General features: G+C 38.4%; 12 protein-coding genes. 5 read left to right on the top strand and 7 right to left on the bottom strand.

Annotated elements, in window-relative coordinates:
* Window positions 1-295: 295 nt before the first annotated feature.
* From BGO42_RS05365 to BGO42_RS05355, 3 genes are all read right to left on the bottom strand, one after another.
* The gene (locus BGO42_RS05365) at window positions 296-964 is read right to left on the bottom strand and encodes a hypothetical protein (protein ID WP_273243529.1); all 669 of its coding nucleotides are present in this window, start codon (window positions 962-964) and stop codon (window positions 296-298) included.
* Window positions 965-1,148: 184 nt separating this feature from the next.
* Window positions 1,149-2,612, bottom strand: a complete 1,464-nt coding sequence (locus BGO42_RS05360; protein ID WP_177733226.1) for an aminoacyl-histidine dipeptidase — start codon at window positions 2,610-2,612, stop codon at window positions 1,149-1,151.
* A 138-nt stretch (window positions 2,613-2,750) separates the two neighbouring features.
* On the bottom strand, window positions 2,751-3,035 hold the full coding sequence (locus BGO42_RS05355) for a (2Fe-2S) ferredoxin domain-containing protein (RefSeq protein WP_177733224.1): 285 nt from the start codon (window positions 3,033-3,035) through the stop codon (window positions 2,751-2,753).
* 113 nt (window positions 3,036-3,148) lie between these two features.
* Here BGO42_RS05355 and BGO42_RS05350 point away from each other — a divergent pair, with 113 nt between their 5' ends.
* Complete coding sequence (locus BGO42_RS05350) at window positions 3,149-4,210, top strand: DUF3810 domain-containing protein (RefSeq protein ID WP_273243528.1); 1,062 nt, start codon at window positions 3,149-3,151, stop codon at window positions 4,208-4,210.
* A gap of 36 nt (window positions 4,211-4,246) precedes the next feature.
* Here the strand turns inward: BGO42_RS05350 and BGO42_RS05345 are convergent, their stop codons facing one another.
* Window positions 4,247-5,551, bottom strand: coding sequence for an NAD(P)/FAD-dependent oxidoreductase (locus BGO42_RS05345; RefSeq protein ID WP_273243527.1), 1,305 nt, complete (start codon window positions 5,549-5,551; stop codon window positions 4,247-4,249).
* A gap of 340 nt (window positions 5,552-5,891) precedes the next feature.
* Here BGO42_RS05345 and BGO42_RS05340 point away from each other — a divergent pair, with 340 nt between their 5' ends.
* Together BGO42_RS05340 and BGO42_RS05335 are read left to right on the top strand one after the other, a co-directional pair.
* The gene (locus BGO42_RS05340) at window positions 5,892-6,386 is read left to right on the top strand and encodes an RNA polymerase sigma factor (RefSeq protein WP_177733218.1); all 495 of its coding nucleotides are present in this window, start codon (window positions 5,892-5,894) and stop codon (window positions 6,384-6,386) included.
* A 15-nt stretch (window positions 6,387-6,401) separates the two neighbouring features.
* On the top strand, window positions 6,402-7,040 hold the full coding sequence (locus BGO42_RS05335; RefSeq protein WP_273243526.1) for a DUF8845 family protein: 639 nt from the start codon (window positions 6,402-6,404) through the stop codon (window positions 7,038-7,040).
* A 37-nt stretch (window positions 7,041-7,077) separates the two neighbouring features.
* Here BGO42_RS05335 and BGO42_RS05330 read toward each other — a convergent pair whose 3' ends face one another.
* Both BGO42_RS05330 and BGO42_RS05325 read right to left on the bottom strand, forming a co-directional pair.
* Window positions 7,078-7,893 carry a lysophospholipid acyltransferase family protein gene (locus tag BGO42_RS05330; RefSeq protein ID WP_177733214.1) on the bottom strand — a complete coding sequence of 272 codons (816 nt, stop codon included), beginning with the start codon at window positions 7,891-7,893 and terminating at the stop codon, window positions 7,078-7,080.
* A 55-nt stretch (window positions 7,894-7,948) separates the two neighbouring features.
* Entirely contained in the window at window positions 7,949-8,587 is a 639-nt protein-coding gene (locus tag BGO42_RS05325; RefSeq protein ID WP_177733212.1) for an NUDIX hydrolase, read from the bottom strand.
* 95 nt (window positions 8,588-8,682) lie between these two features.
* Here BGO42_RS05325 and BGO42_RS05320 point away from each other — a divergent pair, with 95 nt between their 5' ends.
* Window positions 8,683-9,126 (top strand): DUF4268 domain-containing protein, encoded by a 444-nt coding sequence (locus BGO42_RS05320; protein WP_177733210.1) that lies wholly within the window; start codon window positions 8,683-8,685, stop codon window positions 9,124-9,126.
* 9 nt (window positions 9,127-9,135) lie between these two features.
* On the opposite strand, the gene BGO42_RS05315 is transcribed toward BGO42_RS05320, so the two are convergent.
* The gene (locus BGO42_RS05315; RefSeq protein WP_337955173.1) at window positions 9,136-10,392 is read right to left on the bottom strand and encodes a glycosyltransferase family 4 protein; all 1,257 of its coding nucleotides are present in this window, start codon (window positions 10,390-10,392) and stop codon (window positions 9,136-9,138) included.
* 97 nt (window positions 10,393-10,489) lie between these two features.
* Between BGO42_RS05315 and BGO42_RS05310 the strand changes: the two genes are divergently transcribed.
* Window positions 10,490-11,071, top strand: coding sequence for a MiaE family protein (locus BGO42_RS05310; RefSeq protein WP_177733206.1), 582 nt, complete (start codon window positions 10,490-10,492; stop codon window positions 11,069-11,071).
* Window positions 11,072-11,357 lie beyond the last annotated feature (286 nt).

The raw sequence follows: 11,357 nt of genomic DNA, 5'->3' as shown, positions 1-11,357 counted from the left end.
ATTTTCATAGTGATACGTTTTGGAACTGCGAATCTTGTAATTTTTATTGAAATAACAATTATGGATTGGCATAAAAATCAGGAGTTGAGTATATTTGCGTATATAAGTACCTCTTTTTGGATAAAAAAGGGTGTAATCGGGAGGGAATTTATAACGATACAGCGAAATGATTCCGGAAAAATAACAGTATCATAAAGCTGTTTTTAAAAAGAAAAAGCCCCGAAACGGAGCTTTTAATATTGTTTGAAGACATTTCGTTTTAAAAAATATAACGGTACTGCCGGTTGAAATTAACTTAAAGATTGGTTAAGGCAATAAATAGCACAATAGCCCATTGGATAGTCAAAAGGATCCAAATGGTATTCCGACTTGGTTTTGTGATGCTTTCCAAAGTTTGAATGGTTTTTACCTTGATTATTTCATAGAAGTTCAAATTTTCCTGATTAAAATCGATATCATCCATATTAACTTTTTTCATCGCAAAAACTAAGATTTTCCGAAGCCATTTATTCTCGCTCTGGTCATTTTTAATTTCGTGGATAATCCGCATTTTAGTCATTGAATAATCACCGGCACTTCGAACGATTTGCGGTTGGTTTTTATGAAATTTTTGCAGCACTTTGTCCAGAAGCGGATGTATTAAACTTTCGGATTTGTCTGTTATCAGCTTATTGGCTACTTTCTTAATTGTATATTTATTTCCAAAGAAAATGAAAAGCCAGGGACTTCCGAAAGTACTGATTAACCACAGGATAGAGCCAACAGGTCTTGCTGCAAAAAGTAAGGCCAGAAACGGAATCGGGCTAACGTGTGCGGAATGTCCGGGATCTATATTTTTGAACAAAAACACAGCTCCAATTATAGCAACAATTACCGTTGAAAATATTCCCAGTAAATTTATCTTGATTAAACTTGCCGCGCCGATGGACGAAAGTTTCACGAAATATTTAAAATTCTCTTTCATAACCTTGTTTTTCCGTGGTTTACATTTTTTTCTGGTTAAAAGTAACGATTTTTTTCAGATAAAAAACAGTGTAACCGGGAAGGTATTTTTAAATGATTTCAGAAGACCGGCAATACCCTAAAACTGTTTTAAAATGAAAAAGCCGGGAAAATTTTCCCGGCTTTTTATTAGTAATGCTCCTCTTTTAGTTTTTCGATGGGATATTTTGTAAAATCTCCAATACGAATTTCCAGTACTTCTGTGCAGAAGCGATAGATGCTCTTTCATCCGGGCTATGCGCTCCTTTGATGGTCGGTCCGAAAGAAATCATATCCATATCCGGGTAATTTGTTCCCAGAATACCACATTCCAATCCGGCATGGCATGCTACCACATGTGGTTTGGAACCGTTTTGTTTTTCGTAAATGGCTGTTAATACATCCAGAATAGGAGAATTCACGTTTGGTGTCCATCCCGGGTAAGAACCTGCAAAATTAACTTCACAGCCAATCAATTCAAAAGCCGAACGCAATGCATTTGCTAAATCGAATTTTGACGTTTCCACAGAAGAACGGGTTAAACACTGGATGGTGATTTTTCCTTCCTTAACAATTACACGAGCGATATTGTTTGACGTTTCCACTAAATTGGCCATATCGGCACTCATACGGTACACACCGTTATGAGCGGTATATAAAGCACGTACCAGACCTTCCTGAACACCTAAGTCCATCACTTTAGCCGGTAGATCCGATTTTACGATTTCGATCGTTAAATTCGGTTCTGTCGTTTTGAATTCCGCTTTGATATCCCCGATCACTTCCTGCATATCAAACACAAAAGCTTCATCATAAATCTGGGAAATAATCACTTTTGCAACACTTTCTCTCGGGATAGCATTACGCAAACTACCACCGTTGATCTCCGCAACCTGTAAACCGAAGTTTTCAAATCCGTCAAATAACAAACGGTTCATGATTTTGTTCGCGTTTCCTAATCCTTTGTCGATATCCATACCGGAATGTCCTCCGTTAAGTCCTTTTACCGTAATGGTATAACCTACAGAATCTGCAGGAGTTTCTTCCTCTTCATACTCACGAACAGCAGTAACATCTACACCACCGGCACATCCGATATCGATTTCATCATCTTCTTCCGTATCCAGGTTTAAAAGGATCTCACCGTCAAGCAAACCACCTTTTAATCCCATAGCACCGGTCATACCCGTTTCTTCATCAATCGTGAATAAGGCTTCAATTGCCGGATGCGGAATATCGTTACTTTCCAGAATGGCCATGATTGTAGCCACACCAAGTCCGTTATCGGCACCAAGAGTAGTTCCTTTTGCGCGAACCCAGTCTCCGTCAACATACATTTCAATTCCCTGTGTATCGAAATCAAAATTTGTGTCGTTATTTTTTTGGTGAACCATATCCAGATGCGATTGCATTACAATGGTCTTTTTGTTTTCCATACCAGCAGTTGCCGGTTTTTTGATGATTACGTTACCAACTTCGTCGTTGATCGTTTCAAGTCCTAGTTTTTTACCGAAATCCATCATAAATGCAATCACACGCTCTTCTTTTTTTGAAGGACGGGGTACAGCATTCAAATCGGCAAACTTATTCCAAAGCTGTTTAGGCTCAAGGTTTCTTACTTCCTGGCTCATTATTTTTCTGTTTGTAGTTTATAGTTTGTTCTTTCGAATTCGAAAGTCCCAAAGTTACAAAGATTTTCAGCCAAGGAAAACGATAATCAACTTATTTTGAAGATTTAATTTGGAGGAGTAAAACAGCGGGAAAGGCTGTTATTTTGCAATTTTTAAAACTGGTAAGGCAATGTGTTCTTCAAAAATCTGAACTGCTTTTTTTTCCGATACTTCACCAAACCAAAGGTTTTCCGGCTGAACGGAAATTACCGGGGCACATTTACAGTTATCCGTGCAATAGGTTTTAACCAAAGCCACTTCATCTTTTAAGCCAGCTTCCTTTACTAAGGAACGAATGGCTTTGCGATTGTGCTTATTCTCTTTGCTGCATTTGCTGCCATCACAGAAAAAAATTGTTTTTTGAGGCGCTTCTAACTTTTTCATTACCAGAACAATTGCTTTGTTATTTTTATCTATTCTAATTAAATGCAAATATACTATAAGAAAATTAACGGCATCTTAAATTAACATTTTTTATATTTATAAAAATTTTGCTGATGAATAAAAAGCTGTTACTCCCCCTGTTTTTAGTGGTACAAATCCTGTTTTTAAAAGTACTTTCTTTTTTTTCTGAATTCGTAGAACGTTTTTACAGCAATGGCTTTTACCCTTTCCTGTCCCGGATATTGCGCATCAGTTTTGGCAAAATTCCTTTTTCTATTGGTGACCTGTTGTATTTTATCGTAATACTGCTGTTGCTAAAATGGCTTTGGAAACAGCGCAAGTCCTGGAAAACCGCCTGGAAAGACAACCTGCTCAGTCTGGTTGGATTTGTATCTGTATTTTATTTTCTGTTCAACCTGCTTTGGGGCGTGAACTACCATCGTGTTCCGCTGTATAAAAAACTGGCCATAGAAAAGGACTATTCGCTGGAAGAGTTGATGGATTTTACCAAACGAGTGATTGTCAAAGTGAATGCCGTTCACGCGCAGATCGAAAAAAATGACAGCCTGAAAGTTTCCGTTCCGTATACTCAAAAACAACTCTTTGAAAAAACACTGAACGGCTATCATCACCTTGGCGAAGCATTTCCATTTTTCGCATACGATCATAAATCCGTTAAAGCGTCATTGATCAGCACACCGCTCACCTATATGGGTTTTAGCGGTTACCTGAATCCGTTTACCAATGAAGCACAGGTGAACGACCTGATCCCGAAAACTAATTTTGCCACAACTACCTGTCATGAAATGGCACATCAGATTGGCTATGCTTCCGAAAGTGAAGCCAATTTTATCGGTTATATGGCTTCCATCTATAATGATGATATTTATTTCAACTACTCCGGTTATACGTATGCGCTTCGCTACTGCCTGCACAATATTGAAATGAAAGAAGAAGGAAAGACCAAAGAACTTCTGCCATTGATTCGTCCCGGTGTTCTGGAAAACTTTAAAGATTCCGATGCTTTCTGGGACAGCCACCAGAACATTATGGAACCGCTTTTTAAAGTCTTCTACGACAACTTCCTGAAACTGAATCAGCAAAAAGACGGCATGGAAAGCTACAGTAAATTTGTGGACCTGCTGGTTAATTATTACGAAAAGAGAGCATTATAACGATAAAGAGCCGTTTTAAAACGGCTCTTTTTTATTTTACATTTCATCCGGAATAAAACTCTGGGAGCTTTTCTTTTTATAAGGCCGGATAATCAAACGTCCTTCCCTGTCGAAACGGATATAATTGTATACCCAGTTCATAAAAACAACCGCTTTGTTCTTAAATCCGATTAAAGAGAACAAATGAACAAACATCCATACAAACCAGGCAAAAACCCCGTTAAAATGCCATTTCGGCAAATCGACAACCGCTTTATTCCTGCCGATGGTCGCCATCGCACCTTTATCGTGGTACAAAAATGGTTTCCGCTTCTGGTTCTGTATCTTTTTGACAAGGTTATCTGCCAAAAGCGCTCCCTGCTGCAAAGCCGGCTGAGCCATCATCGGGTGTCCCATCGGGTATTTTTCGGTTTCCATCATCGCAATATCCCCTATTGCAAAAATATCTTCATATCCGTGAACCTGGTTGAATTCATCCACTTTGATCCTTTCTATCCTGTCCACCAGCGATTCGGCATGTAAACCTTTTATCGCCGCGCCTTTAACACCGGCTGTCCAGATCACTGTAGCCGATTCAAAAATCAAATCGGAACTGGTTGTCACAGTTTTACCGTCATAATTGGTCACCTTTACATTTTTCCAGATACTCACGCCCAGTCCTCTTAAAAAGTCTTCTGCTTTCTGAGAAGCTTTGGCAGACATCGCATCCAGAATCTTGTTCGATCCCTGGATCAGGTTGATTTCCATTTTCCGCACATCCAGATCCGGGTAATCTTTTGGCAAAATGGCTTTCTTCATCTCAGCTAAGGCACCGGCAAGTTCTACTCCGGTTGGTCCGCCGCCAACAATTACAAAGTTCATCAGGCTCAAACGCTCGTTAATATCATTGGTCAGTAACGCCTGTTCGAAATTTTCCAGTATCAGACTGCGGATATTCAGAGACTGCGGAATGGTTTTCATTGCCATGCTGTTTTTCTCAATCTCCTTATTCCCGAAATAATTGGTTTTGGACCCGGTGGCAATCACCAGGTAATCGTAGTATAAATCGCCTATATCGGCAATAACCTTTTTATGTTCCGTATCGATCTCTTTTACCTGCGCCAGCCTGAAATAGAAATTCTCATATTCCTGAACCACTTTCCGGATAGGATAGGCTATCGAACCGGCTTCAAGACCACCGGTAGCGACCTGGTACAGCAACGGTTGAAAAGTATGATAGTTGTGTTTGTCCAAAAGGACAACCTGAACATTTTTGTTTCTGAGTTTTTTTGCCAATGCAATTCCTGCAAATCCACCTCCTATAATAACGATTCTGGGAAAACTTGAACGGGGAATATTCATTTTCTTTTTTTCATATTTAACACGTAAAGTTACAAACTTTAATTATCACTCCTGCGGTTTTTATTCGCTTTAAGCACTTTCCTTTTCTCCTCAAAAACATCCCGAAATGTTCCTGCAACAGCATTTATTTCCTGCCGATAACGAAACTCTTTTTCACAACCGGACGGAACGTTACAACGGTTTTATGAAAATCAAATGATCATAAGCACATCAAAACCATAACAGTAATACCGGTATTTTTTTCACAGCACAGCATTCCTGAAAAATTTGATTCGTATCTTTAAAAATAAAAAAGAGGCAGACCTGTAACAATTCGTTTAAAAACCACACTAATTCCAATATGAATTCGAGTTTAGAGCAATCTTTTGTTTCCCAATTGGAAGAACATCAGAATATTATACACAAGATTTGTCGGCTGTATACTTCTGATGAGGATTCGCACAAAGATTTGTTTCAGGAAATCACGATTCAGTTATGGAAAGCTTTCCCGCAATTTCGCGGAGAAGCAAAATTTACTACATGGGCCTACCGGGTCGCTTTGAATACAGCGATTACATTATACCGCAAAAAGACAAAAACGGTTAATACTATCGAATTTGACAATAAAATACACCGATTTAATCACGAGGATTACAATTTTGAGGAAGAAGAGCAGATTAAATTATTGTATAAAGCGGTACATCAATTAAATGATATTGAAAAAGCCTTAGTCTTTATGTATCTGGAAGACAAGGATTATACGGAGATTGCCGAAACCCTGGGAATCAGCGAAGTAAATGCCCGGGTAAAGATGAACCGTATTAAAGGAAAATTAAAAAAAATTGTAAATCCATAAGGAGAGGATGACTATATGGAAGAGTTAGATTTATTAAAAAAAGACTGGAAAAAGAATGAAAATGCTTTTCCGAAAATTACGGAGAAGGAGATCTATGCCATGCTGCATAAGAAGTCTTCTTCCATCGTGAAATGGATTTTTATTATCAGCATATTGGAGATATTGTTCTGGAGTGTAATCAGTTTCTTTACCGCAGACGAAAATTATCTGAAGACTTTAGAGTCGTATCATATCGCTACGTTAATCAGCATTTTTACCGTTATCAATAATGTGGTGATTCTTTCGTTTATCTTTTTATTCTATATAAATTTTAAACGCATCAATACAACAGACAATGTAAAATCGTTAATGAAAAGCATTCTGAAAACCCGCAAAACCGTACAGTATTATATCTGGTACAACCTGGCGATGATCGGCACTATCTTTATCACGATAATGATTGCGTCTTTTATGTATGATGAGAAGTTTACCCGGATATATAAGGTTTCCGGAAGCGATCAGAGTTTTATGTTCTGGGTTTTAATCATCGGATCTACCATTATATTCTTTGCCATTCTCTTTGGATTATTCTGGTTGTTCTACCGCTTACTTTACGGATTTTTACTCCGAAGACTGTATAAAAATTATGAAGAACTAAAAAAAATAGACCTATAAAAAAAGTGGCTTACCATCGTAAGCCGCTTTTTATATCTTAATAATCCCACTGTCTTTGTTTATTCAGTTCTTCCTGGGCTTCAATTTCTTCCACCGGAATAACTTTTAAAAAGGAAGGATGCTGTTCAATAGCATATTCCACTTTTGCGACAATTTCGTCTATAGTATCGTTTTCATAATCAATATCCAACGGTTCCTTGATGATAAACGATTGCAGAATGCCTTTCTTTTTTAACCGCAGTCCTTTTTTATCAAAAGAACGTCTGAAACCGTCAATAACGATAGGTACCACTACCGGTTTATGCTGTTTGATAATGTGTGCTGTTCCTTTTCTAACCGGTTTAAACGACTTTGTTGTTCCCTGCGGAAAGGTAATTACCCATCCATCGGCCAAAGCGATCTTAATATTTTCGGTATCGTTCGGGTTGACATCTTTTTTTTCCGATTCGGCTACATCTTTACCTTTAGAACGCCAGGTTCTTTCTACAGTAATTGCTCCCACATAGGATAAAATCCTTGGCAGTAATCCGGCCTGCATGGTCTCTTTTGCCGCTACATAATAAATATTTAGTTTGGGTTCCCACAGGTATCCGATATTTTTAATACTGTCTTCCCTGCCTTTTAAACTGGCATTGAAAACATGAAACATCGCTACCACATCCGCAAAATACGTCTGATGATTGGAGATAAAAAGTACATTCTTATCCGGTAATGCCCTGATAATTTCCGATCCGTCAATCTGAAGTTCATTAAACCCGCGATAACGCCTATGGGTTAAAGCCCCAAAAACACGAATCAGCCATTTTTTAATAAAAAGTATATGACCGAAAGGATTTCTTTTAAACAATCCCATTTTTTTACTGTTTAGTTTTCAAAAAAGAGCTGCAAATTTACAGAAAACAAATCGATTAGATTACATTCTTAACAGTTTCTTTGAGCTCACTCATCATCATTGCTGTGGCACCCCAGACGATATGATCTTCGATTTGAAAAGCGGGTACTTTTATGTTTTGGGCATAGGAAGTGGTCATCATTACCTCGATGATAATGTTATCATCAAGGAACATGGCCAAAGGCAGTTCGATAATCTGGGCGACTTCTTCCAGCTGTGGCACAAAAGACAATTCTTCCTGTGAAATCCCCATAAACGGCGATACCAGAAAATTACTGGGTGGGATATAAATTTCGCTAAAAGGCTTTATTACTTTGATTTTCTGCGGCGCAATACCGACTTCTTCGTGGGTTTCCCGTAGTGCCGTCTGGATTAAATTTTTATCCTCCGGTTCCACTTTTCCGCCCGGAAATGCTATTTGTGAAGAATGAACTCCGGGATAAGTGTTTCTAACGATCAAAACCAGGTGTGTTTTGTTGTTTTTAGGATAAAACAACATCATCACGGCGGCCCTTCTCGGATTTTTATCAACGTAATTTGCCTCTTTCAGAGTAGAAATACGTTCCAGGGGTGCCATTTTTATATGTGCATCCGACGCCAGAAGTTTTTCTTTTTCTATTTTTGGAATATATTTTAAAAAATCTTGAAAGTCCATCTTTTTTTTGAGTTTTCTTTAAAAACACAATCATAAAGTTACCTCAAAAAAATATCTTGGCAAACTTTTATTAATACAAATATTCAAATAAAAAAATGTTCAGTAAGGAAGAAGCACAGAAAATTAAGAAGGAATTTTGGACGGAATTCGCGAGTGTTTATCCTCGAAAATGGTTGTTGTATGACACTAAAATCAAAGACTTTTCTTTTAAATTTTATGTGGACAACAAAAAGATTCAGGTACTATTAGACATAGAACCCAAAGATGAAGAGAAAAGAAAAATTTATTTTGAAAAGATAGAATCCCTGAAAACCATTTTATTAGAAGACTTTCTGCCGGAAGCCATATTGGAACGCAATTTCCATCTGGATACCGGAAAAGTAATCAGTAAAATATGGGTGGAAAAAACGGGAATCAGCCTGTTTAACAAAACAACATGGCCGGAAATCTTTGACTTCTTTTATGAGAATATGGACGCCTTTGAGCGCTTTTTCTATGAATATGAAGACTATATCAAAGATTTGGAAACCAATACCTAACAGAAAGAGCTATTCGGAAGAATGGCTCTTGTCTTTATTTTTTTCCACTATCCATTTCGACATATAATGCGTACTCTGCAAAGAATGATGCTGTAACATGGCACCGATAAAGTTTCCAAGACGGTGTTCGTTTACATGCTGCAACAAATCCGTTATCCTGTTTTTTAAGCTCTCCCAGTACAAAACATCCCGGTATCTTTCCTGCAACAGTAGCAGTCCGTTATTTTGCTTTTCCTGCCATAACTGCTCATTGGCATACAAGGCAGCTGCCTGTGCAATAAAACGGCTGTTATCGTCTTCTATAAAACCGTTCCACTCTAAATCTCCGGACATCGATTCGGCTCCTGTAGTTGTTGTAACAGATGGTGTTCCGCACACCATAGCATCCAGCAATTTCCCTTTGATTCCGGCGCCAAAGCGGATCGGTGCCAGTAAAACCCTTGCCTTTTCAATTACTTCAAAAGAATTCTCTGCTCTGCCTTTTACAAAAAAACGTTCTTTGGGATTATTAAAATCCAGTACTTTCTGTGACGGATAAGCTCCGTAAATATATAATGCGGCTTCCGGTAGTTGTTTTCGCAGTTCGGGCCAGATTTCTTTCTTTAAAACCTGTACGCAGTTCCAGTTTGGTTCGTGCAGAAAGTTGCCGATAAAAACAAAGTCTTTCCGGGACGCAAAAGACTCCCGCTTTGGAAAGGCTGTAAGTTCCGTTTGAGTGACTAATAAGGGTAAATAGAACAATAATGCCTGATCGACTTTAAAAGTCCCTGTTAGCAATTCCATCTCATATTCCGAGATCATAAAGGTCAGATCGCAGCGAAAAATACTGGCGACTTCCCGTTTTGCAAGATCCGACTGCAATAATCCGGCGTCAACGGTAGTCTGATGCTTATAGGCAATTCTTCTGGCTTCCCGCAAACAGTGTAAATCTTCCGTATCCAGCAATCGCAAGGCATCGGGGCAATATTTCGCCACACGCCACCCAAACTGTTCTTCCATCATAAAACGGTCAAACAAAACAATGGCAGGGTTCAATTCCCGGATATAATCATCAAAACTGGAACAATTTAACGTTATAGCCGTCTGCTTAACTCCTATTGCTTTTAAATCAACAGCAAAAGGGCTATAGGCTGCCGGGCTGGCAAATTCAACGGTATACTTTTCGGCTTTAAAAAATTCAATCAGCTGCAACATTCTGCTGCCGGCTGCAGAAGAATTCGGTTCCGGCCATACATAGCCTATAATCAGCACTAAAGATTTTTCCATTTGCATTCAATAAGATGCAAATATAAGCAACTTGAAAGGAAACATCATTTTAGACTCTCGCAGTAAAATTGTATTTTTACATCTAAAATTCAGTACAATGTTAGGTTTAAAATTAAAAACAGACCCACGATGGGTAAATATAGTGGAATCCAATATTCAGGAGATCCTGACCGACCATGCCTGGTGTGAGCAGAAAGCTGCCTCCAATGCGATTTCTATCATTACCAACAATTCTGAAAAAGAAGAATTGGTAACCGAAATGCTTAAAATTGCAAAGGAAGAAATCGAACATTTCGAATTGGTACACGAACTGATTAAGGAAAAAGGCCTGACTTTAGGAAGAGAGCGCAAAGACGATTATGTAAATGAATTATACAAGTTCTTAAAGAAAGACGGCAGCCGTAACGATTCATTAATTGACCGTTTATTGTTCTCCGCTATGATTGAAGCGAGAAGCTGCGAACGTTTTAAAGTGCTGTCGCAGAACATTAAAGACCAGAAATTAGCAACATTTTACAGGGATCTGATGATTAGTGAAGCCGGACATTACACTACATTTTTAGGTTTTGCCAGAAAGTATACGGAAAAAGTGGATGTAGACAAAAGATGGCAGGAATGGATTGAATTTGAGACTTCTATCATCACCAAATACGGCAAACAGGAAACCATTCACGGGTAATTATAGGTATTAAAAATTGTAAAGCTCTTCAATAGAAGGGCTTTTTTTGTGGAGTATCAGTATCCTTTTTGCCCTATAATAGCGTAATATCTTTTATTAAAGGAGGATTTATAGGTTATATAACCGGTTCATCTCACCTCTCACCTCTCACTTCTCACCTCTTGCTTCTTTTCTCTTACTTCTTCAAAACAAAAAACCCTATCCGTTATGGATAGGGTTTTCAAAAGAAAGGCGGCGACATACTCTCCCACAGGATTGCAGTACCATCTGCGCAGGCGGGCTTAAC

It is taken from the genome of Flavobacterium sp. 40-81, from assembly GCF_001898245.1.
GTDB lineage: Bacteria > Bacteroidota > Bacteroidia > Flavobacteriales > Flavobacteriaceae > Flavobacterium > Flavobacterium inviolabile.
Note: the sequence above shows the minus strand (reverse complement) of the source record. Positions and strands in the feature narration are given on the sequence as shown.

Coding starts and splice junctions, on each gene's coding strand:
- BGO42_RS05365 (WP_273243529.1), bottom strand. CDS start 964: ATGAAAGAGAATTTTAAATATTTCGTGAAACTTTCGTCCATCGGCGCG.
- BGO42_RS05320 (WP_177733210.1), top strand. CDS start 8,683: ATGTTCAGTAAGGAAGAAGCACAGAAAATTAAGAAGGAATTTTGGACG.
- BGO42_RS05360 (WP_177733226.1), bottom strand. CDS start 2,612: ATGAGCCAGGAAGTAAGAAACCTTGAGCCTAAACAGCTTTGGAATAAG.
- BGO42_RS05310 (WP_177733206.1), top strand. CDS start 10,490: ATGTTAGGTTTAAAATTAAAAACAGACCCACGATGGGTAAATATAGTG.
- BGO42_RS05355 (WP_177733224.1), bottom strand. CDS start 3,035: ATGAAAAAGTTAGAAGCGCCTCAAAAAACAATTTTTTTCTGTGATGGC.
- BGO42_RS05335 (WP_273243526.1), top strand. CDS start 6,402: ATGGAAGAGTTAGATTTATTAAAAAAAGACTGGAAAAAGAATGAAAAT.
- BGO42_RS05350 (WP_273243528.1), top strand. CDS start 3,149: ATGAATAAAAAGCTGTTACTCCCCCTGTTTTTAGTGGTACAAATCCTG.
- BGO42_RS05340 (WP_177733218.1), top strand. CDS start 5,892: ATGAATTCGAGTTTAGAGCAATCTTTTGTTTCCCAATTGGAAGAACAT.
- BGO42_RS05345 (WP_273243527.1), bottom strand. CDS start 5,551: ATGAATATTCCCCGTTCAAGTTTTCCCAGAATCGTTATTATAGGAGGT.
- BGO42_RS05330 (WP_177733214.1), bottom strand. CDS start 7,893: ATGGGATTGTTTAAAAGAAATCCTTTCGGTCATATACTTTTTATTAAA.
- BGO42_RS05325 (WP_177733212.1), bottom strand. CDS start 8,587: ATGGACTTTCAAGATTTTTTAAAATATATTCCAAAAATAGAAAAAGAA.
- BGO42_RS05315 (WP_337955173.1), bottom strand. CDS start 10,392: ATGGAAAAATCTTTAGTGCTGATTATAGGCTATGTATGGCCGGAACCG.